Annotated in this window: 23 protein-coding genes; 17 read left to right on the top strand and 6 right to left on the bottom strand. The window is 41.4% G+C overall.

Going from position 1 to position 23,006, the window contains the following annotated elements; genetic code table 11:
• Window positions 1-123 precede the first annotated feature (123 nt).
• From V1497_RS17225 to V1497_RS17205, 5 genes are all read left to right on the top strand, one after another.
• Complete coding sequence (locus tag V1497_RS17225) at window positions 124-1,566, top strand: TcaA NTF2-like domain-containing protein (protein ID WP_349408748.1); 1,443 nt, start codon at window positions 124-126, stop codon at window positions 1,564-1,566.
• Between the two features lie 9 nt (window positions 1,567-1,575).
• Entirely contained in the window at window positions 1,576-2,409 is an 834-nt protein-coding gene (locus V1497_RS17220; RefSeq protein ID WP_349408747.1) for a hypothetical protein, read from the top strand.
• 167 nt (window positions 2,410-2,576) lie between these two features.
• On the top strand, window positions 2,577-3,290 hold the full coding sequence (locus V1497_RS17215) for an alkylhydroperoxidase-related (seleno)protein (protein ID WP_349408746.1): 714 nt from the start codon (window positions 2,577-2,579) through the stop codon (window positions 3,288-3,290).
• A gap of 42 nt (window positions 3,291-3,332) precedes the next feature.
• The gene (locus V1497_RS17210) at window positions 3,333-3,605 is read left to right on the top strand and encodes a hypothetical protein (RefSeq protein WP_349408745.1); all 273 of its coding nucleotides are present in this window, start codon (window positions 3,333-3,335) and stop codon (window positions 3,603-3,605) included.
• 12 nt (window positions 3,606-3,617) lie between these two features.
• Window positions 3,618-3,962: an NIPSNAP family protein gene (locus V1497_RS17205; protein WP_349408744.1), complete on the top strand. Its 345-nt coding sequence runs from the start codon at window positions 3,618-3,620 to the stop codon at window positions 3,960-3,962.
• Between the two features lie 72 nt (window positions 3,963-4,034).
• On the opposite strand, the gene V1497_RS17200 is transcribed toward V1497_RS17205, so the two are convergent.
• Entirely contained in the window at window positions 4,035-4,199 is a 165-nt protein-coding gene (locus tag V1497_RS17200; RefSeq protein WP_349408743.1) for a hypothetical protein, read from the bottom strand.
• Window positions 4,200-4,431: 232 nt separating this feature from the next.
• Between V1497_RS17200 and V1497_RS17195 the strand changes: the two genes are divergently transcribed.
• The 6 genes from V1497_RS17195 to V1497_RS17170 all read left to right on the top strand — a co-directional run bounded on the left by V1497_RS17195 (window position 4,432) and on the right by V1497_RS17170 (window position 11,799).
• Window positions 4,432-5,532 carry a hypothetical protein gene (locus V1497_RS17195; protein WP_349408742.1) on the top strand — a complete coding sequence of 367 codons (1,101 nt, stop codon included), beginning with the start codon at window positions 4,432-4,434 and terminating at the stop codon, window positions 5,530-5,532.
• Window positions 5,529-5,666 (top strand): hypothetical protein, encoded by a 138-nt coding sequence (locus V1497_RS17190; RefSeq protein ID WP_349408741.1) that lies wholly within the window; start codon window positions 5,529-5,531, stop codon window positions 5,664-5,666. The genes V1497_RS17195 and V1497_RS17190 overlap by 4 nt, the downstream gene beginning before the upstream one ends.
• Before the next feature lie 176 nt (window positions 5,667-5,842).
• On the top strand, window positions 5,843-7,741 hold the full coding sequence (locus V1497_RS17185; RefSeq protein ID WP_349408740.1) for an NAD-binding protein: 1,899 nt from the start codon (window positions 5,843-5,845) through the stop codon (window positions 7,739-7,741).
• An 18-nt stretch (window positions 7,742-7,759) separates the two neighbouring features.
• The gene (locus tag V1497_RS17180) at window positions 7,760-10,051 is read left to right on the top strand and encodes a toll/interleukin-1 receptor domain-containing protein (protein WP_349408739.1); all 2,292 of its coding nucleotides are present in this window, start codon (window positions 7,760-7,762) and stop codon (window positions 10,049-10,051) included.
• Between the two features lie 5 nt (window positions 10,052-10,056).
• Window positions 10,057-11,022: a hypothetical protein gene (locus V1497_RS17175; RefSeq protein WP_349408738.1), complete on the top strand. Its 966-nt coding sequence runs from the start codon at window positions 10,057-10,059 to the stop codon at window positions 11,020-11,022.
• A gap of 9 nt (window positions 11,023-11,031) precedes the next feature.
• On the top strand, window positions 11,032-11,799 hold the full coding sequence (locus V1497_RS17170) for an SH3 domain-containing protein (RefSeq protein WP_349408737.1): 768 nt from the start codon (window positions 11,032-11,034) through the stop codon (window positions 11,797-11,799).
• Window positions 11,800-11,835: 36 nt separating this feature from the next.
• On the opposite strand, the gene V1497_RS17165 is transcribed toward V1497_RS17170, so the two are convergent.
• Together V1497_RS17165 and V1497_RS17160 are read right to left on the bottom strand one after the other, a co-directional pair.
• The gene (locus tag V1497_RS17165) at window positions 11,836-12,222 is read right to left on the bottom strand and encodes a hypothetical protein (protein ID WP_349408736.1); all 387 of its coding nucleotides are present in this window, start codon (window positions 12,220-12,222) and stop codon (window positions 11,836-11,838) included.
• A 78-nt stretch (window positions 12,223-12,300) separates the two neighbouring features.
• Window positions 12,301-12,486 carry a hypothetical protein gene (locus V1497_RS17160; RefSeq protein WP_349408735.1) on the bottom strand — a complete coding sequence of 62 codons (186 nt, stop codon included), beginning with the start codon at window positions 12,484-12,486 and terminating at the stop codon, window positions 12,301-12,303.
• 315 nt (window positions 12,487-12,801) lie between these two features.
• On the opposite strand from V1497_RS17160, the gene V1497_RS17155 reads away from it, so the two are divergent.
• From V1497_RS17155 to V1497_RS17145, 3 genes are all read left to right on the top strand, one after another.
• The gene (locus V1497_RS17155) at window positions 12,802-15,012 is read left to right on the top strand and encodes a stalk domain-containing protein (RefSeq protein WP_349408734.1); all 2,211 of its coding nucleotides are present in this window, start codon (window positions 12,802-12,804) and stop codon (window positions 15,010-15,012) included.
• 120 nt (window positions 15,013-15,132) lie between these two features.
• Window positions 15,133-15,543, top strand: a complete 411-nt coding sequence (locus tag V1497_RS17150) for a hypothetical protein (protein ID WP_349408733.1) — start codon at window positions 15,133-15,135, stop codon at window positions 15,541-15,543.
• Window positions 15,544-16,524: 981 nt separating this feature from the next.
• On the top strand, window positions 16,525-16,914 hold the full coding sequence (locus V1497_RS17145; RefSeq protein ID WP_349408732.1) for a hypothetical protein: 390 nt from the start codon (window positions 16,525-16,527) through the stop codon (window positions 16,912-16,914).
• 52 nt (window positions 16,915-16,966) lie between these two features.
• Here V1497_RS17145 and V1497_RS17140 read toward each other — a convergent pair whose 3' ends face one another.
• Complete coding sequence (locus tag V1497_RS17140; protein WP_349408731.1) at window positions 16,967-18,418, bottom strand: S-layer homology domain-containing protein; 1,452 nt, start codon at window positions 18,416-18,418, stop codon at window positions 16,967-16,969.
• A gap of 183 nt (window positions 18,419-18,601) precedes the next feature.
• Between V1497_RS17140 and V1497_RS17135 the strand changes: the two genes are divergently transcribed.
• From V1497_RS17135 to V1497_RS17125, 3 genes are read left to right on the top strand one after another with little or no spacing between them, the layout of a single operon-like run.
• Complete coding sequence (locus tag V1497_RS17135) at window positions 18,602-18,808, top strand: hypothetical protein (protein WP_349408730.1); 207 nt, start codon at window positions 18,602-18,604, stop codon at window positions 18,806-18,808.
• 56 nt (window positions 18,809-18,864) lie between these two features.
• The gene (locus V1497_RS17130; protein WP_349408729.1) at window positions 18,865-19,596 is read left to right on the top strand and encodes a hypothetical protein; all 732 of its coding nucleotides are present in this window, start codon (window positions 18,865-18,867) and stop codon (window positions 19,594-19,596) included.
• Window positions 19,586-20,167, top strand: coding sequence for a hypothetical protein (locus tag V1497_RS17125; protein WP_349408728.1), 582 nt, complete (start codon window positions 19,586-19,588; stop codon window positions 20,165-20,167). Before V1497_RS17130 ends, V1497_RS17125 begins: the two co-directional genes overlap by 11 nt.
• Window positions 20,168-20,221: 54 nt before the next feature.
• Here V1497_RS17125 and V1497_RS17120 read toward each other — a convergent pair whose 3' ends face one another.
• Window positions 20,222-22,030 carry a diguanylate cyclase gene (locus V1497_RS17120; RefSeq protein WP_349408727.1) on the bottom strand — a complete coding sequence of 603 codons (1,809 nt, stop codon included), beginning with the start codon at window positions 22,028-22,030 and terminating at the stop codon, window positions 20,222-20,224.
• Window positions 22,031-22,179: 149 nt separating this feature from the next.
• On the bottom strand, window positions 22,180-22,782 hold the full coding sequence (locus V1497_RS17115; protein ID WP_349408726.1) for a DUF5317 domain-containing protein: 603 nt from the start codon (window positions 22,780-22,782) through the stop codon (window positions 22,180-22,182).
• Between the last annotated feature and the right edge of the window lie 224 nt (window positions 22,783-23,006).

Genomic DNA, 23,006 nt, shown 5'->3' with positions numbered 1-23,006 from the left:
TAATTGGGTGGTGATATATAGGGAACCGGTATAAATGTTGAAAACAAAGACGTTCATCACCGTTATACCATTATCGTATGAAAACAAAAACAACGATGATATCAGTCGAAAGGAGTAAACATTTTGAACTATTGTGTGGAATGTGGTGCTGAATTAAAGAATGGGACGAGTTTTTGTACAGAATGTGGTACGAAGCAGCCCAGCCAGACAGCAGCATCAGAAGGAAAACCAGCAGATAAACCAGTAGTAAGACCTGTTCAACAACAGGCAACAGTGGTGAAACCGAAAAAGCCACTCTCAAAGAAATCGAAAATCATCATCGCTTCAGCTTGTGTCCTGATCGCAGCCCTATTCGGAACTCATAAATTTTTATCGTCTAAATTTGATCCAATCGTCAAAGTAAAAGCAATCGACAAAGCAGTAGCAAGCAAGGATAGCGAAGCACTGTTCTCTGAAATCGAGTATGACAAGGATGCTTTCCTCGATAAGAAGCAATATATCAGCTATTTGAACGATAATGGGTGGGAATCCATCCGTAATGACTTGCTCCAATCGACAGCGAACAAGGAGAGTCAAACATTCAACCAGTCTATTTATGATGGGTTTGGCAATAAAGTATTCATGATCAAAACGGAAGACAAAATTCTTGGTCTCTATAAAGAGTACATAATCGAAGCAGTTCCAAATTCCTTATACGTCGTCTCCAATTCGCCTCAAACGGAAATTGAGATTGCAAGTAAAAAGGTGAACGTTGAAATCGCAGACGAAACCTTGGAAATCGGCAAAGCTTATCCTGGCAAATTTGTAGTGAATGCGAAAACCACTTCCGAATTCGGTGATATCACGTTCAAGGATGAATTCATCCTCACCGGTAGCGGTGAGAATTACGACGAGCTTTACATCGATCTTCCATTTTTGAAATATCACGCTTATTCCAACGTCGAAAATGCTGTCCTTTATGTTAATGGAAAAAGTACAGGAAAAACCTTAGAAGACTATGAAATTCTAGGTCCATTTCCAGCGGATAAGGAAGTCGAAATGTACGCAGAGTGGACGGCACCAAATGGTGAGACGCTGAAATCTGAAACCATTACACAAAAAGATGTATACTGGTCTACTCTCGAATTCATTTTTGACGAAAATGCGGTTGAAGCTTCAACATCTTCATCAGAAGAATCTGACCTTGATGGCGAATATAAAGTAGCAGCAAACCAGATTCATGCCTTCCGTGCCGCTTATGAATCTGCCTTGAACTTGAGAGATTACTACGAAATCGAAGGATTTATGGTAAAAGGTAGTGAAGCGGATCTTGAGCTCAGAGATTACATCGGAAAGCTGAAGAACGAAAACTACACCTATGAGTTCACGAACAACATCATCCTTGATGTAAAAGAAGTGAAGGACGGTATTTATGAAGTAACAACGGAAGAACACTTCATTTTTACAAACCATGAAGGAAAACAAACCGAGTATGAGCGTGAAAAGGTCTATACACTCATCAAACTGGATGGCGTGTATCAGATCGAAACGATCGAAATCAACGATACGAACCGAAACAAACTATAACGAGAGGTCGTGAAGAATATGATATGCCCAGCATGTAATCATGAACAGGAAACGGGGAAGTTCTGCGGTAAATGTGGAACGGCCGTTATTGAAACAGCCCAACAAGAAATCAGTGCGACGGCTGAGGCCGTAACCCCAACCCCTGCACAAACGGTTAGCGGTAATGAGAACCTTGAAAAAGCGAAAAACATTTCACGCCAATATGGAAAGCATGCGTTAGGATTGCTCAAAAATCCTGGCCAAGCATTCAACTTAGGCGAACAGCATTTCATCAACGGAATTACGACGATTGTCCTTTATGCACTAGCCTTTGCATTGACACTTTATTTCTTCATTAACAAATTGTTCAAAACCGTGTTCGGTGAAGTGAACGCTTTATTTGATGAAGGTCCAGCGCAATCATTGCCATTCTTTGAACTGGCATCACGTTTTTTCATCACAGGAATCATTTTCATCGCAATCGGTCTGGTAACAACACTTGTATTAACAAAAGTAATCGGTGAAACGGACTCGATTAAAACATTCATTGCCAAGTTTTCCGGAATCCTCATTCCTTTCACGGCAGTCAACGTTGTTACAATGCTGCTCGCACTTATGGGATTCTACAAAGCAACAATCGTATTGGCGCTTGTTTCCGCCCTATTTGTCGCAATTATCGTTCCTGGCTTCTACATGTATAAAACAGCCCTGAACAAGAACCACAAAGTGGACAGCCTCTACTGGGGAATCGGGACACAACTCATTACAATGTTTATCACTTACCTGTTCATCAAATCATCCGTAATCGAAACGATTAACCGATTCCGTGAACAAGTCCCATTCCCATTCCTCGATATGATGTAATAAAAAAGGAAGCTACTGGCGAAATGCCAGTAGCTTTTGTCTTAGTGTCAGGCACCGTTTAAGAAGTCAATGGTACCAAGGCATCCTAAACGGTGCCTGACACTACAACAATTTTGAATGTTCTTACAATTACCAGTATAATCAGAAGAAAAAGGTGGTGTATTCTTTTGATTCAATCTGACTTACCGATTAACCAGAGTGTCCTTAACACCTTTAAAGCAGAGTGGGATCGCTTGAGTCGTGCAGGCTATTGGTGGAGCGGTGAAGAGCGGGTCTCCATAGCAGAAGAAGTAAGACACGCTCCATCCTGCAAGCTCTGCCAGCAGCAAAAACAAGCTCTGTCCCCAAATGCCGTCAAAGGGGAGCATGAAAGTGGCACGGCATTACCTCAAAACGTCATTGAAGTCATCCACAGAGTAACGAATGACAGTGGGAGATTATCTGAGAACTGGTTGAACACCATTCGCGAAACAGGCCTGAGCGATGCAGCCTATGTTGAAATCATCGGTGTAATTGCCACTACACTTACCGTCGATACATACACGAAAGCACTCGATCTCGAACAGTTACCTTTACCAACACCGCAAGTCGGAGTACCGACGGAGTATCTTCCTGATGGATTAGAAATTCATTCAGCGTGGGTACCGACCATCGTCCCTGAACAGGTGACCGACGCTGGTATAAAAGAACACTATCAAAAGATGATGGATCTCTCAGGTCTTGTCGCAAACATCATGCGAGCGATGACGATCGTTCCAGACGAGCAGCTGGGCTTCGTTTCCCTGATGTTCGAGCTCTACCATACAGAACATGCACTGGATAAGCTCCAGATCGAACTAATTGCAACGGAAGTATCGGCGTTAAACGAATGCTTCTACTGAACGACCTATCATGATACCCGCCTCCGTGAGAGTGCGGCTAAAATGAACGGAACCACAGGTGAAGAAATCCATGTGCGTCACAAAGACGAACTATTGGCATACACTCACCACGTTCTCCGTGGGACACCTGAACAAATTCGCCAATCCAAACACGAACTGTTCAAAGAGGTTGGAACAGAAGGATTACTTAGCGCTGCAGCCATCATCGCCTTCTTCAACGCCATCAACCGAGTCGCAGACGCCACTGGCACCGCGCTCGATACCAAAGTGAAGAACTCAGAATTCTACAGACAGGTTTTAATAAAAGAAAGATAAGGAGTCAGGCATTTGTTTTATAGAAGGAAATTTTATATTGTAAGAAATGAATTTGTTGAAGCTTTCAATGCGCATTTCAATGAAAATAATTTGCCGAATCAAATAAAACATGGTGCCCGAATAGTAGGCAGATGGATGATTCCTAATGATGAGACAACCACTGAGATATTTGCGATTTGGGAGTATGACAGTTACGAAAAGTATAAAGAAATTGAAGCTAATGTTAGAAGTGATGAAGCCCACAAAAGTAGAGTGAAAGCTTGGTATGATAGGCATGGTGGGAGAGACTATGTCATCAAAAATTACCTGTTAGAAGTGCGAAACGAACATCTAACAACAACATTGAATAAAGTTTAAACAAGAAAAAAGAGACCAACTCGCAGATGATTTGGTCTCTTCTTACGTATTTTTTTATCAAAAAGTCTCTTTCTATGCATTACCCTTCTTCTCAGAGTCAGGAATGATGGCATCTCTTTCAGTCAAAAGTGGCGAATCAGGAATAATCGCGTCTCTTTCCGTGCGTAATGACGGATCAGTGCCATCAGGAATGATCGCATCTCTTTCAGCCAGTTGAGGTGTATGGGTATCAGGCACAATTTATATCCTCTATAGGATAATGACTCCAGTTAACATAAAAGTGTCAGGCACCGGCCGTAACCCCTTGGTACGCTTAGCTTCAGAATTGGTGCCTGACACCAACTAGAAAAACTTGGGAAAATTACAACAAAAAACAGCTGAATATTTATGCTAAAAATTCTTAATTTTCCCAATACTACAAGATACTACATGTGGTATCATCGAAGTAACAAATGGTGGAGGTATTGGAATGCTGGATGTTTCAATGGTATCCTCGGATATTGGCAGCCTGTTACGAAGCTGGCATACGTCCATCCGAGAAAAAAATGTTGAAAACGCTAACAAAATGAGAGAAAATGTAACTATACTCCATGACACTTCATATGATTTACCCCATGAAAGCTTGTTCCTCACAGCTAAGCTCATTGATTTAAGACATCATCTACTGAAGAAAGATCCACAACAGACAAAAGAAATAATTGAATACTTGGATTCTAAAGAAGCTCGATTGGATCGCCAACAGCAATTTTATTATTTCTTTTTGAAAGGCCTTAGTGCTTATCAAGAAAAGAAATATGAAGAAGCCTTATTAGAATTCAAATCAGCTGAGAATCTTGTGGATTTGGTAGATAACCGTATTGACCAAGGGGAGTACAATTACAAAATTGCTTGTGCCTATTATTTTGTCAGACAATCATTGATTTCTGTCTCACATGTTAAACATGCCCAGAAAATCTTTGAAGATGAATCTCAAAAAGGTAGAATTGCAGACTGTGAAATGCTACTTGGTTTGAATTATGTAGACATGAGGCAATACGACATAGCAGAAGAAAAATTACATACAGCCTTAATGTACGCGAAAGAAGTATCAGATCAAGAATTACACAATCGTGTGTTACATAATTTAGGTTTTTTCTACACGGAACAAGGTTTATCTGAGGCAGGCATCCGGTATCTTAACTCCCTTGCTCTTGATCCTTCATATGAGCACAACATGAAAGCATGCTTCCTCATTTGTCGAGAACATTGCAGAATGGGTAACCTCCGAGATATTACAGAATGGATGAAACGAGGTCTTAATTACCTCAAAGAAACACCCAACTTAGAATACACGCATAAATTCCGCTTATTGAACTTGTTGTATCTCGAACCAAATAACTTTGATGATGACATCATTCTTGAATCAATTGCCTACTTCCAAGAAGAAAAGCAATGGCAAGAAGTAGAAGAGTATTCGAAACTCTTTGCACAATCTTATAGTAAAACCAATGAGTATGAGAAAGCAGTCTATTTTTATGAATTAGCGTTAAATGCTAATAAAACAATTAATTATATGGAGGCGTTAAAATGAAAAAGGTAAAAGGACTTTTGGTCGTAGCAGCTGTAGCAGTAGCAGTACTTGTAGGTGCAACAGATTCTAACTCTACTCAACTAGAAGCATCTGAGCGTGGAGTCGTATCAGACGTAGTCATTAACGGAGCATAATTTAAATACGAACATCATATTTTAAAAGGTATTGCCATTAACCGGCAGTACCTTTTTTGTATTCATAACATATTGTTCAAAAAACCCTTTTTCTAGCTCTTATGGTATTAATAACCAGAATAAGATATAATACCTATGAATATAGCATTATAAAATGACGCGATTGGATGAGTATCATGAAAAATAAACCAATTTTATGGGCATATTTCATTATAATTTTAGGTATCATTGTACTACAGTTTACAATTGAGCCCTTCACACTAAGGTATTTCATTCTGATCACTGCTGTGATGGTGTTTCTGACCATCGCTCACCTGATCATGCAGCGTTATTTTCTGCAGTTTTCCTTTTTTATGATAGCAATCGCCTCTGGTCTTTATGGTTTCCTTACATATGCAAATGAAACTTACAATCTATTAAATGCTTTCTACTCGACGGCGCGCCTCTTCATCTTGGATGTCGATAATGTTTTCGGACCTGACTCAGGAAACAAATTCGTCCAATACCCGCTGCCGATTGAAATCGCACGTTGGAGTGCGATTGGCTATATTGCTTCCGCTATCCTTTCCATCATTTATTCGGTGACTCGCAACCAGCTGAAGCTGAATACATACATCCTTTTTGGGAATCACTATGTCATTTACGGACTCAACAAAGAGAGCAAACTGCTCGCAGAAGATCTCCTTTTACATAAGAAAAGAGTCGTCATTTTTGAAAAAAATCTCTCCCAATCTGAACAGGACTATTTAAAAGCGAAAGGTGCGGTCTTGATTACGGGGGACCTGCTCAACAATACCCAAACACAGAAATGGACAATCAAACGTAGCCGTAGCATCATTATCCTTTCGAAAAATGATAGCCACAATCTGAACCTATTAATGAATGTGAAAAACATCCTACTTGAAAAGAATCCAAAACAAGCGCAAGCCTCCATTAACGTGATTGTCCGGTTCATTGATCCGAAGTTTAAAAGCATCTATGAAGAATTGGAATCGGAAGGCAGCGCACTCGCCGAGAAAGCGAACTTGAAGCTCGTCAACCTCGAAGAACTTGGTGTAAGGGAAGTGTTGAATCACTACCCGCTTTATGAAACGGACCCAAGCTTCCTGGAAAAAGGTAAGCCGGAACGTCCGCACATTCTCATTATCGGGTTCGGCATTACAGGCATGCACGTGGCCATCCAAACCGTGTTGCGCTCCCACTTCAGCACAACGAATGACAAAACGAAAATTACCGTCATTGACCGCGAAGCACCATTAAAAGAGAAGCAATTTTTCATCCGGTTCCCGCAGATCACGAATGCTTGTGACATCGAATTCATCCAGCATGAAGTTGGCACAGATCCATTGAACACGGTCGTCGATACGGAGGACATCAGTCATATATTCGTCTGTTTGCAGAGCGATCATGATGACCTTCTACAAGGAATGTTCATCCAGGAAAACTGCCAGCATCTCCCGGTCTACATTAAAATGACGGAGGAAATCACACTGGCAAACTGGATCCATAACAATGAAAAACGATTTAAAAACATCATCCAATTCGGATCCATCCAAAAAACGTGTTCCTTTGACGTGCTGATTGATGAACAGCTCGATGAAATGGCGAAAACGATCCACAACCGATACTTAGAAGAAACGAAGCAGGCCGTGCCTACATGGAATCAACTGACCTTTTTCTTAAAAGATTCAAACCGCGCCCAAGCCGATCACATCGACACAAAGCTCTTTTTACTTGGATTAAAAAGGGTTAAGGAATCGACAGAAGCCCTAAGCAAGCCTGAGTTCGAAGACGTCGTCACGCCTAAGCTTGAAGCGTTAGCGGAAATCGAGCACAACCGTTGGAATGCGTTCCATTGGGTCAACGGCTGGACGACTTTGACGGAATTAAACCCCGATAAACCTCATAAGGTAAATGAGATGAAAAAGCACGCTTGTCTTGTCAGCTGGGATGAACTTGAAAAAATCGACCATGTGTATAACAAGACGTTTAAGCAATACGACCGCGATACGGTCATGTCTGTTTATCCAGTTGTAACGAGTCAAGGCTATGAAATCAGTCGAAAACAACAATAGAACAAAGGAGGGACTTCATTGGATTTCGAAGCTTTTATCAGCTACTCAAAACATGACCGTGAGATTTGTGAAAAGATACTGAATGAAATTGAGAATCAAGGCATTCCTTGTTGGTATGCACCGAGAGATGCCCATACTGGTGTAAATTATGGCAATGAGATTCCAATTGAAATTAAAAGAAGGAAAATCTTCTTCCTGATCATTTCGAAAGACTCTTGTGTTTCGAATCAGGTTGCCAATGAAGTCGAGCTTGCCACGTCCTACAATAAAACGATCATTCCAATTCGAGTCGACGACTGTCAGCTTTCCAATTGGATGGAGTATCACATTAAGAGCCACACCTGGATTTATGTCGATGAAACCAACTTACAAGAAAGGATCGAAGAGCTTGTCCTGAAAGTGCAGGAACATGATGCGTTTGATAACTATACAGACATCACGCCGGATAACGCGCCGCGCAACATCACAAGTACAGCGAACATCCAATACAGCAAGCTGGGCTCTCTCTATAAAATACCAGCAGAAGAACTTGAGAGCATAAAAGCACGCTACGTCCCGGTTAAAGAGCGGCAGGTTGCTGCAGAAATCCTGTCCAAGCATCACTTACTCTATTTAAAAAGTTCAAAACGCGTAGGCAAATATACAACATCCTTACATATTCTAAACGAACTCAATCTCTCACAAATCAATCAAATCATCGGAGACACGACGTTCGACCTGCTTGCAACGAGCCGCCTAAAAAAGGATACCGGCTATCTCATCGACAATGTCGCTCTCGACATGTTGGTAAGTGCCAATCACCAAACGGTCCGTTTATTGATGAAGAATCTTGAAGAAAACAACAGCTACTTGATTCTGACGAGCAGCAATACTACGGATTACAACGAAAGTTTGGACCCTGTCAGTATCACAATTGAGGATGCTCCTGATCGATACCAATTAGTAAAAAAACAGATTGAAACCGCAACTGAAGATACGAAAACATCCGCTCTACAATTCATACATACGAACAAACAAATGTTAGAACAAAGTGAATTTGCCCCTGCCAAGGTGGAGCAATTAGCGACGTTCATTCTGCAAACAAAAGGTCTTACATCAGCGCAGCTCAACGATTACATCGCCCAGCTCACCCAGGAACGGATCCGTCACTATTTCAACAACGACATAACGAGATCACAATTTTCAAAGCTTCTTACGTTGGCTGTTTTACGAGATATTCCGTTGCTCGAGTTTTCAAAGCATGCCCAACACGTGAGTGAACAGATCAATATCGGCAGGGAAGACACTAGCTTACAAACCCTTGAGGCGGAGCTGGAATTTTTACAGGCGAGAACGTATAAGAAACCGATCACGACCGATATCGGCATGGATACGGTGGAGTTCATCACCTTTACGAATAAAGATAATGCGGATCTTATCCTCCGTCACATGTGGCAGCACTATCCGGACTTAAGGAAAACAATCGTCGAATGGATTCATCTTCTCATTGAAGATAAGACCTTCAAGCTGAAAGAAGAGGTCATCCAAACCGTCGTTTATTTAGCAACATTGGATTTTAGCTACATTCGTAATGAATTGCTGCAAGGGTGGGCGAATCACAAGTCACCGTACTACCGGTACTCTGCGGTAAAGGTGTTGAAGCTGTTGTCGTACGATCGCCAGTACATCGCACAGATTTCACGGCTGCTCCATTCGTGGGGGTCACTCCGTAACAACTACAATCTACGGTGGACGGCTGCAGCGACATATACATCAAGAGTCGGCGCAATTCTCTTACCTCAGGCAATGGGCGATATTATCGCGATGTACCACGATCCGAACCTGACAAAAATGAATGATACGATCGCGAGGAGCATATCGTTTCTTTTATCCAATCCGAACGCCAACACTGCGTATTATGAAATCATTTTTAAAAAGCTGTTGTATGCCGTTGCGAAATACAAAGGCTTGGAGCGAATCAAAGCGACGGAGTTCTTCATTAACGTCATAGAAGACAGCACACTAAAAGCAAGCGTTCTCCTCCGCGATAAAGAGGTACGACGCAATTGGATCATCCCACTTTTAGCAGAGGGACTTCGAAATCGCCTGACCAAACAAAAGACCATAACCCTTTTAGAAGATTGGTTCATCCAATTGGGTGTGAAAGATATGCATGTAACCGCTGAACTGATCGTATTTGAAATCCTCCAGATGGACCGTTCATTAGGAGAGACTTTATACAAGTTTTTAGAAAAAGTAGCACTTAACCCTAATTGCAGTTTCGTTGAGAAAATCATTGAAAATATGAAAGCCTTGGAAGGGAGTCTTTAACAACGATGATCAGAAGTGAACAAGTGAAAAGAAGCTTTTTTGAACAGCCGCCAGCCTCCACATCAATGGAAGCTCTTGTCTATGTGAACCAGACGAATCACCATCACGTGCTTATGAATGGTGACCGCCTGACGAGAAGTGAGGTCCGCCACGGAAAATACCATACTCTTTATCGAGTGGATATGTCACCGAAAAAGATCGAAGTTCGAGACGAATTCGATTCGGCTTTGCCTGGGCAGCCTTTTATGATCCAAGCGAAATTCTATTACGAAGTCACGAACCCTGAAACGCTCGTCAGCAAGTATTATGAGAACCTACCAATCGATCTAGCAGAAAAAATGGTCGATGAGGTGAAAAAAGCAGCGGAAACCTACACGGTGGAAGAAAAAATAAGAGTTCGCGAAAGCATTGCTGATCTTAAATCGGAAATGTCAGTTACCGATCTTTTCGAGGACTATGGCATACGTCTAAAGGAAATCAGCGTCCAGGTGGATTATAGCCAAGCGGTGAAAGACGATTACGCCAAGCTGGAAGCCGAGAAACGAAACAATCTAATGAAAAAGGAATTAACCTCAAGCCGTATAGACGCAAAGGTCTCTGAGATCGATGCATTAGAAAAAGTGGCACAACGTTATGGCGTTACCGGTGCTTTACTCGTGAATGCCTCAGAGGATGAAATCAATAAAATCATCAAGGACCAATATGAACGTTCTCGCCAAGACCAGGAGAAGAATGAACAAACCATTCGAGAAACCGTTGCAAAAGGTGGAAATATTGATGATGCATTGGAGTTAATTGAAGCGATCAATAAAGCGAAGAACTCCAGCAATCCCTTAGGCAACCAACGGATCGAACAGCAACCAACCTACAATAAAATCGAAGAACCAAAAGCTTCCTATGATGCCGATGCCTTACAAAAACATATGGCACGGATGGAAGAAAAGGAAGAAAGCTACAACAGAGGGGAGTAGGGAAAGGCGATGGATCTTACTTATTTGTACGAAGCAATCATGCCGATTTTCCAACTTCCGGATTTCTTAAGAATGGGAGCACTTATTCTTCTCTTTGGAGTAATGACAATTCTATTTATAAATATCATTATTCCGTTAATATTTATGATAGCAACATTTGTCATAAAGAGAGTGTATCTCTTCACGAACTACATCACCAGCTATGTGATGTACCGTGTTATGAACAAGCGACGACAAAATCATCAGGGTGTTTCAAGTATAATTGATACGATTGAATCGATCTCCATCGCCCTGCAGCAGAATTCAAGAGGAATGACGTATTCTCTTCGAAAGGTCTATCATCCCTTAAAAGGGAGGAAAGGACAGTTTTTTGGGACATTCATTCTATTATCAATTGCTGTACCCGCCATTTTTGCAGTGAGTCCAGAAGCAAGCTACGCCTTGAAATGGAAAGAAATCGAATCCAACTTCGTTGAAGAAAAGCTCATGCCTTTAGGCTTTGAAAAACCGGAAGACCAACCGGTCAACACCGTAGAAGCGGAGGAAGAGGAACAAAAACGGTGGGTTGTGCTTAAAAAGGAATATAACGGGGGCAACCTCAGGGCAAAACCCGATATGAAGGCGAAAAAAGTAGATGCCATCGAGGCAGGGGAGAAGGCCTTATTCCTCGGTCAGGAAGAAACGGGTTCCTCCAACGTCAAATGGCTGAAAGTCCGGAAGACGAACGGAAAAGAAGGCTGGATCAGCAGCAACATCGTCAAGTTCGTAGATAAATAGAAAGAAAACACAGCTCAGAGATTCGAGCTGTGTTTTTTATTGCGAATCCTCATAAGCCTTCCATTCGCCGTTTTCAAATACTTCCAAAATCTTACCTTTCCCAGAGATAAACTCAATCGTTTTATCGTCTTTTATGTATCTTGTCATGGGTAGTTCAATCTTGATCGACTCGATATCCGGATTTTGAACTAAGATAACATGCGCATCCCTCAGTCGATCTAAACCATGTCTAGATTCTTCACCGACTAATGAATACCTCATCGAAGCCTCTAATTCTTGGGTTGAATCCATCTGTTGCATCGCTATATCTAAAAGTTCTTGTTCGGTTAGAACTTTAACTTCCGTGAAAACGTCTTTATTGCGGTCTAAGGTGAATTTTTCGATGTTTGCGATGATCGATGGCAGATTAGCACCTATGGTCAAGAATACAATGATACCGAAAAATATGATGAAACCCTTCTTATTAACTTGTTCCTCCCCCTTCCTAAAAATACAGGCGTTTTATACAGTCTTTCCTCCAAAGAAATGATCCAAAATGACAACGAGTAATCCAGATAAGAAGGATCCAAATCCAACAAGAACGAGAATAATAGAACGCACCGCATAATCAAAGTGATAGAAATAATCAACTTTATAGTTAATAGGTCTTGTCCATTCTTTTGCGAGATCTGGAGTGAAGTACATCATAATTAACCCTGCGATTAGAAAAAATACCCCTATTCTCTTCATATCCCGTCCGCCCTCTTTTTTCAATTTATTACCATATATTCCATGGTACCATAATCCTACTAATTATATTTAAAGTTTTTGAATTACATCCTTGGTCGTAGTCGTCTAATAGAGAAACATATCTTTTTTCACAATAATTTGTTTCCAATAAGTGCTATACTATTTAATAGTATGGTATCTATGAATCTTGTAAATGGGGAGGGATTCAGAGGACCCTGTACACCTTGGACGCGCGAGCTTTTTACCACATTTAAATGGGGGGATACATAGGACATGGACCTGAGGCAGTTTATGAAACACTTCCTCGTAGGCAGCTTAATTGTTATTGCAGGAAGTTTCGTACTATCACCGACATCCGCAAAAGCGAAGGACATCGTAGATCCATACCAGACGTATACATACAACGAAATGGTAAGGGACATCAAGGCTCTGGCAAACAAATACCCAGAACTTATCAAGTATAAAGTGATCGGAAAGAGTGAGTGGGGCAACAATATTTATGCCGTGTCACTCGGAACCGGGAAGGCGGAAGTCTTCATCAACGGTTCGCACCACGCACGCGAATGGCTTACGACCAACCTGAACATGTACATGCTTGACCAATATGCGCAAGCGTACTACTCAGGAAAATCGATTGAGGGCTATCATGTAAAAAGTATCCTGAACAAGACGAAGATCTGGTTCGTCCCAATGGTCAACCCGGATGGCGTCACACTCCAACAAGAAGGACTTGACGCATTCCCGCAACACTACCACGACGATCTTATCCAGATGAACGAGTGGAGCAAGGATTTTACAAGATGGAAGGCCAATGCGAATGGCGTCGACCTTAACCGTCAGTATGATGCCGATTGGGCAAACATCAAGAACAACACCGGCTATCCGAGCTGGCGCAACTACAAAGGAACCGCACCGCACCAGGCGTCTGAAGTGAAAACGATCGTCAATTTCACATACGAAATCGACCCTGAAATCGCTGTGGCATATCATAGTGCCGGTAAAATCCTTTACTGGAACTTCCACCAGACAGGAAGCTGGTATGATCGTGACCATGCCTACGCAAAAAAAATCGGCAACATGACAGGCTACCGTCTCATTTATCCAGGACCTAATCCTTCTGGAGGCGGATACACCGATTGGTTCATCATCAAGTTCAAGAAACCAGGCTTCACAGTTGAAATCGGAAACTATCCTGGAAACCGCCACCTGCCAATCTATGAATTCGGACCAACGTGGCAGGAAAATAAAGCAGTCGGCCTTTATGTTGCGAAAAAAGGCTATGACTTATACTACGCGAAGCATAAAGACGACCCAGTCGAGGTTAACGTTGAAATTGATGGTGTGAAGCAAACCTTTGACCAACCGGCTATCCTTGAAAAAGGCCGAACGCTCGTCCCATTACGAGGCGTATTTGAAAAGATGGGTGCAAGCGTCACATGGGATCAGGACAGCAGCACGGTCCATGTGAAGAAGGACGACAAGCACATCTCACTTAAAGTCGGATCGAAAACCGCATACATTAATGGTGAAAAAGTGACGCTCGACGTTCCATCCAAGATGATCAACTACCGCACGATGGTGCCGCTCCGCTTCGTATCGGAAGCACTCGGCGCGAAAGTGTATTGGGACAGCAGCTCACTGACAGCATCGATTGAAACACCAAAAGAAGAGCCGAAGCCAGAAGCGAAATACTTCGAAGTCGGCGACAAGAAATACCGTATCGTAACGGTCATCATTGACGGCAAGGAGCAAGAGTACGATACACCAGCACTCTCAATCAACTACCGTACGATGATTCCAATCAGAGGAAGTCTAGAGGAACTAGGCGCAACGTTCTCTTGGAATCAAGAGAAACAACAAGCTACGGTTAAAACCGATGAGAAGACAATCGTGCTGACGATCGGCTCGAAGACGGCAGTCGTAAACGGTCAAGAAGTCGAGCTTGACGTACCAGCTCAAGAAATCAAAGGCCGTACACTCGTCCCATTACGCTTCCTATCTGAAACGCTTAATGCTGAGGACATCAAGTGGGATGAAGAAACGTACACCGTAACGATCACAACGAAGTCTGAACCAGCAACAACGAACGAAACAACGACTGAGCAAAATAAAGAGACCACAACGGATCAAAAGGCTGAAGAACCTGCTACAGATGAAAATCCTGAGCAAGACGGGACAACTGAAGCTGATCCGAACAAAGAAGAACAACCGAAGGAAGAACAGCCAGCTAACGGCGAGCCTACAGAGGAACAACCTGCTGAAGGTCAACCTGAAGAGGAACAGCCAACAGAAGAGCAGCCTAAGGAAGAAGATCCAAAGACTGAAGAACCAACAGAAGAACAACCAGGTGAAACAAACCCCGAGGATCCAAACAACCCAGGCTCTGACGCTGGAACAGATTCTTCTAAGGAAGAAACAAACACAGACAGCACGAAAAAAGAAGAATCAACTGAAAGCGATTCTTCTGAGAAAACTAATCCGTAACACAGTAAAGCTAGCCCATAACCGGGCTAGCTTTTTTACTTCGACAAAAGAAAAGAAACTATCAGGTCTTCAGGGACGTCCTAACTATAAATGGAAATACCTTTAGGAGGACGGAGAACATTGAAGAAATGGATTTTTATTATCATGTCACTTTTGATCATAGTACTTCTTGCCGCTAATTTTCTATTTTTCTCTAATGAATTTTCAGATATAGAAAAATTAAGGATTCAAAAATATAATCACCAAAAGGAAAAGTATGAGAATGAGAAAATCGTTACCAACAATGCTGCAATTCGAACATTTACAAAGATCCTTAATAAAGCTAACCACGAAAAAAACACGCATTATAAAATGGCTAATCACCATGATTTCAAAGTCACTGTCATCTATGAAAACGAAAAATCGGATGTACTTTATGTATGGAAGAAGTCGGGGATTTACACCCATATACTAAGGGATAACAATAATGATTCCTTTAAAATCAGTAATAAACACAGAAAGAAACAACTGTTTAAGGTGTTAAATAATTAGATGTGTATTTCACTTACATTCTACAATTCTATGGTAAACTGAATTGTATGACTTTACCATTTTTTTATTGGGGAGGTGTTTTTTTGGGGATGACATCTGAATTTGATTTCTTTGTTTTTTACTTAATTGGAGCATACAAGCAATTGTTAGTTACGTTTGTAGTCATCGTAGGGATTTATATTCTATACCTTATATTTCATGATAGATTCACCAAAAAGTCTCTTCGGTTATTCCGGTTTCTTTCACCACTTGCTCCTATTCTATTGTTGAATTTTTTATTAAATAACCCAGGAAGCCTAACCTTATCAACTGTCGAATATATCCTTTATTATTTGGAATTCTTCACCCGCCCGTTCGGTTTATTGCTAATTATACCTATATATCTTGGAATGTTTATCTTGTTTTACATAACATCGTTTACTATAAGAAAAGTGAGAGACTTTTTACTGATCTAAGCAAGAGGTGACTTACTGTGGAAATAATATCAATATTTATCGTCTTTTTTTATAAGGAATTGTTTTTTACATCTTTAATCGTATTGGCCACTCTGCTTCTGTACATATTTTTACAACGAAGACTAAATACGAAAAAAGGCATTCGGATTACAAAGTTTTTATTACCAGTCGTTCCGTCTCTGTTTTTTATTTTCATTATGACTCGTTTGAGATCTTTGCACTCCGAAACATTCAGCCTGGATTTTTTTAATGACACATTTTTTGTTCTTAGGAGCCCAGTGTATATCGCTGCAGCTATGTTATTCTATCTAGTCACGCTCTTACTCATTCATGTCACTGGGAAAATAATGGTCAAGCTATCAAACAATTAAAAGGGTGCTAATCATTCAAGGGTAGGGTTCTTTCCGTTATGCACGTTGTTTTGCTGTTGTAACATCGTAAATCAAATATGGACAATATAACTAGTCCGTCTGTCTAATCCATACATAGGATAAAGGGTGACAATAAACCCGAAGGAGAGGGCGGAATGTACAAGAGAAATCAAAGGCCAAACGGAATGATGGATATGTTTCCTCAGGTTCCATTTGAGCAACATATCATGGAATTAGGTGGTTTGTCTCAGGCTGGTTATATTTACGGACCAGGATTGGAAAGCCCAATTCCGATGAGTGTGGCGCCTGGATATCAACCAACTCATTCTCAATTACAACAAATTGTTCAAATGCTGCAACAACCCCAGCAACAACCAACAGTCCCTGTTACACACACTGGAGGCCAATATCCAGGTCACAATCCAGGCCACAACCCAGGGAACCATTGGGGGCAATATGGGTGCGCACACAATCATACCTACTGTTCATGCTGTGGGCATCATCAAATGCAAAGTAGCAGCCATTGGGATAAATGGTGGAGTTGATCTAAAAAAGCTAACACGGACGAACCGTGTTAGCTTTTATCATTCATGTAATCTAGTTGTTTTCTAAAATTGCTCTTCCCATAAATACAGCGAATTGTTCACGCGTAATGGTTCTTTCAGGTCCGAACTTTGTCTTTGATACACCAGCTGTAATTTCAGCAGTATACAATCGTGCAATGGCATCGTCATACCAGATGCCATCTCGAACATCCGTAAATGGATGATCTTTTGACGCTTTCGGGAAGTTATAGATGCGTTGTAGAACGACAGCCATCTGTGCTCTTGTTAACGTTTCATTCGGTCTGAACGTATCTTTAGACGTTCCCTGGAATATACCTTCATCTACAGCTGCAGCGATAGCATCATAATACTTGTAGCTTTTTGGTACGTCCTTGAAACCAGGGTCTGGTCTGTTTTCAGTTGAAATGTTGTTTGCGCGGTTCAACAATAGGACCGCTTGCCAACGTGTAAGGTCTTGACCAAGCCCAAACATCCCTTTTCCAACTCCATAAAGGATGGAAGCGTCATAGAGATAGTAGATGTGATCCTCAGCCCAGTAATCAGCAGGTACGTCTTTGAACTTAAATAATAATGCACCAGAATAGACATAGCCTTTTGTGCCATCTTCAAGTTCAACCGGATACCAGACGAAGTGATTTTTACTATCCTTCACCTGATCATACGCCATTGGACCTGTAATCGTCAGTGTGTTTTTGTGATCGGCATAAGCGACCTGGTCAGTGGATGTAGAAGGTCCTTTACGAATTCGTGCTCCTGTCGTGCGGACTTCATCACCTTCTTTAAAGTGATGCTTCGTCTTCGTCAATGGCAACGCAAAGTTGTACTCCATCGTGACGAACTTGATATTGTCATTACTGTTACTGTCGTATTCAAAATCATCTTTCGTAAAAGGTAAGGTCTCCAGGTCAATCAACCCGAGATCCTCGACAATCTTAAAAATCTTCTCCTGATAAGCATCCGTATTTCGCTCACCTGTAGACTGAACGATTGGACTGTTCACGGGCTTTGTTCCGTTATACGCCATGACTGCGAAGTACCAGTTTTCGATAACATCGCGATCACCGGAATTGATCGTCGGCAAGTCATTACGTTCATACATCTTAGCAAGAACTTCTACGCCTTTTTCAATGTTATAGACGATATCGTTCTTTAACTTCTCTTCATCGTAATCAGCCTTATTCGTCAGCTGCATGATTCCGATTCCGTTATCCTTCGTCACGATTGGGTCACCGTTGCTATCAAACTGGCGCCAGTTCCCACTTTCACCTTCTGCTACGGCCTTCACGATTTCAGGAGGAACATCCTTCGCAAGTGCAGCTTCCGTCAGCAAACAGTTCGTCGTGCTCATATCCGGGTTTTCACCAGCTACGGGAGTATACTGACACTTGCTCGCAATGCTCTCTGCACTTGCTTCACTATGACCGATCATCGCAAACGTGCAAGCGAGAGCCACCCCTAGAAAAACCTTCATAAAATACTTCAATTTTTAACACACCTTTCATCCGTTACCAAATTATTACTATACTAACACGAAACTGACAAACTACCAACCTACTTTTTACATAATTTGTCGTTTTTTAATCCTACTGCAGCGATTATAATAAGAAGGGAACCTTATAATAGGAAGACCGTAAATGGAAGAAACGGACTTTTGGAGGGAAAAAGAATGAAGAACACCATTGCATATATACTCGTCGGATTAATTCTTTTCACAATCGTCAGTATCGCACTAGGTTACCACACCATCGGATTCGGAGTCGGATTCCTAACCGCAGGACTCGCACTATCAACAGGATACTTCTACGCCTACAAAAACCGAGACTATGAAAATGATGGTTATCACAAGGATTATATGGATCGGAGGAAGAGGTAAATATATTAAGCTAAGTATGAATCAATAAATCAATAGATAAAACTTTGGAGGAAAAAGTGGTATCACACAAAATTAAGGTAGATGTCATAGTTGGAAAATCAACTGCTAAAATAATAAATAGTTGGACACCTGAAATAAATACTAACGATTTACAAATAAACAGGTATGGTTCTTTATGGGGAGAAAGTGAAGTTTTATATTTAGGTTCGCATTTTAACTTATACAGTAGTGGAGGATTTGGAGCATTTAAAAAAACAGGAGGAAGCACAACTAAATTTATACCATCTAAAATGAAAGTACTCTCTCACAAAAAACCAGCTACTTCTGTTTCTGGAAATTTTGGTGAGGTACTGACAATATTAGCTTTAGAAACCAAAGTTGCTCCCAATCCGTTATTGGTAAGTCACTTAACAGCTGTGAAATCAGGAACAATAAAGTGTCCCGACCTAATAGTAGAATCAACACCACTTCTAAGTGATTATTCTTTATTTACTGCTAAATGTCATACAGCACCTGCTTTACCAGAATTTATTCCTGGAGAGTGTAAAAATAATGCGTTTGTTAAAGCTATTAGACAGTTATCAAAATATTGGTATGAAGTAGGTAGCAGAAGTCCAGTTTTTGGATTTGGTTTAATTTCAAGAATTGAATATAAAAATCCTCCAAACATAAAATTTAATTTATTAGTACCTCTAAACAAAGTTAATCTCGCTCACTTGCTCGTTAAGGAAGAAAATATTGATAACCTCACACAAGCTGACTTTAGGGGGTGCTTGTTTGGATTCTAGAGATAAAGAGAATAAAATTTCAAAGGAAGTATTAAGGCAATTTAAAGAGGCGCAAATTGCAGCATGGATAGGTGATGAAGATTACGCATCAAAAAAATTCGAAAAATCCATTAAAGCAATCAATTTGTTACCAACTTCTCTCAAAACAATATTCGCACCGATAGAAGTAGTAGCAAAATCCCATCCATTAAAAAAAGATAATCAAACTGAGGAGTTAAAAGATGAGGTACTAATCAAAAATAAATTTAATCATAAGCTTAAATACTCTTTTACCTTTCGTAGTAGGGATAGGGCGGAGCTACGGGCTAAGTTAGGGCTTTCGCAAAAGAGGATAATGAAATACTATAAAATTTTAGATCGAAGACAACAACTTACCTCAACAAATATATGGGAATGGCAACAGTATAACCCTACTCTTGGGTTTACAGCGTATTATATCTTTACATTTTCCGATAGTACAATATATGGTGAAATCACAACACATACTCACTTGGATGAAAAAGCACATGAAAAGATAATTAATAGCATACTGCTTTTTATCGAAGATAAACTAGAAAGTATTATTACATAAAAAACACAGGCTATATATTATTATATAGCCTGTGGGGGGTTCGGAATTTTTAACTTAAACCCTCATCTCTTCCGACAAATAACATTCCTCTACCATCTCAATGAATGGCTCTACCAAATCCGGATCAAATTGCGTCCCTGCGCATCGGCGCAGCTCACTAAACGCTTCTTCGAATGTCTTCGTTGGCTGGTAGGGGCGTTCGGTTGTCATGGCGTCGAAGGAGTCGACGATACATAGGATTCGTGCGAGCTTAGGAATGGAGTATTCTTTCATTCCGTATGGGTAACCGTTTCCGTCAAACCGTTCGTGATGGAGCTCGACAAGTGGAATGATGTCTTCAAATCCTTCAATGGATTGGACCCAGTCTTTCCCCCAGGTCACGTGCTTTTTCATCATTTCCCATTCTTCAGACGTAAGCTTACTCGGCTTCGTCAACAGCTCCCGTGGAATCTCGACCTTTCCGATATCATGGATGATCGACCCTAACGTCAGCAAATGACGTTCTTTTTCCGTCAGATCCAACCGCTTTCCGAACTCGACGGCATAATCGTGTACCCTGTTCGAGTGACGGTACGTCATCAGATCCTTCGTCAAAAAGATATCGACTTGGCGCTTCGCAACATTCAGCTTCTCTTCACAAAAGATGTTCGCTTCCTGCTTTTCCTCTTCATAACGGCTGATCATGTTCTTACCCTTACTTTTTGCGATATACATCGCCTGGTCGGTGCGGTACAGGAAGTCTGAGCTCGTGCCTTCCTGGTACTGACAAACCCCGGCAGAGAAGGAGAGACAGCCATAAGGGAGCACCTCGACACCGTCGTAATGCGTATCGTTCATCTTCTTCCGAAGCGCATTCATCCGTTTATACGCTTCATTTTCCGTCGTATCCGGCATAAGGATGACGAATTCCTCACCACCATACCTCGCGACAACGTCATTGTTCCGGCTTTCTTTCTGGATCAGTTGACCAACCCGCTGCAACAGCTCATCACCCTTCAAATGCCCGAACGTATCGTTATATTTTTTAAAATCATCAAGATCAATGATCGCCATACTGATCGGCTTATTCTGGTCATTCGCTTCCTGGACCTTTGAATCCAAAAGCTCCTTGAAATAGCCGTGGTTGTAGAGTCCTGTCAGAAAATCGCGGTTCGCTTTTTTCGAAACGGATTGGTAGATCGTAAAATACTGCTTGAACGCAATCGACAGAAGGAAGCCCATCGTTGTGAACAGGACCAGCCCCACATACACATCGACTTTAATCAAGAAACAGAGGATCAACGACAAGACGAGGGTAATCAAGTACCCGGATGCCGCTTCATGAAGAATTCCTTCCACCTCATTCTTCACACTGCCGGACAGGGCAATTAAGAAATAAAAGCCTATGATGCTCACGTTCACAAGAAAATAAACAGAGGTCGCAACAACATGAGGAAGAAGGTTGTCGATCGCGACAAGCCCCAATTCGCCCCCAAGCATTTTAAAAGCAAAGTACGATCCGGAAATCATTAAGGTATAATTGGAAAAATTAAATAAGTGCTTCCACCAGACCGCTTTTCGCTGGAAGATACTGAAAATGATTAACGAAACGAGTAATACCTGTAGTGCGGCTTCAAGGCCGAATATAAATAAACATGCAATATAGACTGGCGAATCCATCGAAAGAGAGTTCCCTTTCGGCGGCATCAAGATCGTATGAAATTCAAGCAATAAGATTGCGGCTAAAAATAAAGCGAAGACGCCGAGACTGAGGGCCGGCTGAAAGTTCCCATATAAAACGGATCCAGCAACGGTCAATCCCAAAAGGCATATGGCGGATATGTATAGGGTGATGGGATTTTTTACAGTTTGTATGATTTTCATTATGTATCACGCTCATTTTGTTTAAGATAAAAGCTAAGGAGAAGCGAATGCTCCTCCCTGCAGTTCATCATTATACAAGACGGAAACCAGATGTTAGTGCAACAACAGCTGATCCAATGATGAATAGGTTCATAAGTACAGTTTTGACTTTAACTGACATGTTCCTCACCTCCTTTACGTAGGTTCGGCAATCGATTGAAGATACGGCTCTGCCGGTTGACCATAATCGTCTGGATGAAGAGGAAAATTCCAATATTCATGATGATGTCACCGAAACTGATGACTTGCTGCCGTGGATAGAATTCAGGGAGTGGAATGACGTCCCCGAGGAACCCGAAATATGTATCGTCTGTCAATGGTGTATGCTTTCCGTAATACCCTTCCTGCAACGCTTGTCCGTATGCAGGATCCAAATAACCCGCCGCTTCAAGCGAAACCGGCATACGACCGCCGTTCGCGCCCATGACGACAAAGTTTAAAAATACGCCGATCAGAATGAGCCAAACGCCAATCCCAAGCTTCCGATTGACCCAGAGGAGCGTCAATCCGACAATATAGATGGCGATGAACACGTAATTGCTGATCATCCCAAGCATTTCGTATTTATTCTGGAGTAGGAAAATCATCCATTGGGTCAATAATAGGAGTGGGAACACCCATCCATACTTGATGTTCAAATTCGCGAACCCTTTCAAGCTACCTTTTCGTAAAAACCCGACAAGAATCGCGAGAAGTATGCCATCATAGACCATGATCTAGCTCCTTTATAGAAGAAATTGTCTGTTATCGTTTATATCGGATAAAATTTTAGCAACTAATGGGGAAATATGACTAATTATAATACTACCATAGTACTATTTAGAATAGATAAAAAGTTTGGATATTTTACAAAAAACTTACATAATTACCAAAGCGCATCAACTTTTCATTGTTACAATTCAGAAAAACACACTACATGAATGAAAAAACACGAGAC

The organism is Pseudalkalibacillus sp. SCS-8, assembly GCF_040126055.1.
GTDB classification, from domain to species: domain Bacteria; phylum Bacillota; class Bacilli; order Bacillales; family Fictibacillaceae; genus Pseudalkalibacillus; species Pseudalkalibacillus nanhaiensis.
This window is presented reverse-complemented; position numbering and strand designations above follow the sequence as displayed.

What these genes read in the sequence shown, in the direction of transcription:
- V1497_RS17170 (WP_349408737.1), top strand. Translation starts at nt 11,032, where the DNA reads ATGGATCTTACTTATTTGTACGAAGCAATCATGCCGATTTTCCAACTT.
- V1497_RS17175 (WP_349408738.1), top strand. Translation starts at nt 10,057, where the DNA reads ATGATCAGAAGTGAACAAGTGAAAAGAAGCTTTTTTGAACAGCCGCCA.
- V1497_RS17115 (WP_349408726.1), bottom strand. Translation starts at nt 22,782, where the DNA reads ATGGTCTATGATGGCATACTTCTCGCGATTCTTGTCGGGTTTTTACGA.
- V1497_RS17185 (WP_349408740.1), top strand. Translation starts at nt 5,843, where the DNA reads ATGAAAAATAAACCAATTTTATGGGCATATTTCATTATAATTTTAGGT.
- V1497_RS17160 (WP_349408735.1), bottom strand. Translation starts at nt 12,486, where the DNA reads ATGATGTACTTCACTCCAGATCTCGCAAAAGAATGGACAAGACCTATT.
- V1497_RS17190 (WP_349408741.1), top strand. Translation starts at nt 5,529, where the DNA reads ATGAAAAAGGTAAAAGGACTTTTGGTCGTAGCAGCTGTAGCAGTAGCA.
- V1497_RS17135 (WP_349408730.1), top strand. Translation starts at nt 18,602, where the DNA reads ATGAAGAACACCATTGCATATATACTCGTCGGATTAATTCTTTTCACA.
- V1497_RS17145 (WP_349408732.1), top strand. Translation starts at nt 16,525, where the DNA reads ATGTACAAGAGAAATCAAAGGCCAAACGGAATGATGGATATGTTTCCT.
- V1497_RS17195 (WP_349408742.1), top strand. Translation starts at nt 4,432, where the DNA reads ATGCTGGATGTTTCAATGGTATCCTCGGATATTGGCAGCCTGTTACGA.
- V1497_RS17210 (WP_349408745.1), top strand. Translation starts at nt 3,333, where the DNA reads ATGAACGGAACCACAGGTGAAGAAATCCATGTGCGTCACAAAGACGAA.
- V1497_RS17155 (WP_349408734.1), top strand. Translation starts at nt 12,802, where the DNA reads ATGGACCTGAGGCAGTTTATGAAACACTTCCTCGTAGGCAGCTTAATT.
- V1497_RS17120 (WP_349408727.1), bottom strand. Translation starts at nt 22,030, where the DNA reads ATGAAAATCATACAAACTGTAAAAAATCCCATCACCCTATACATATCC.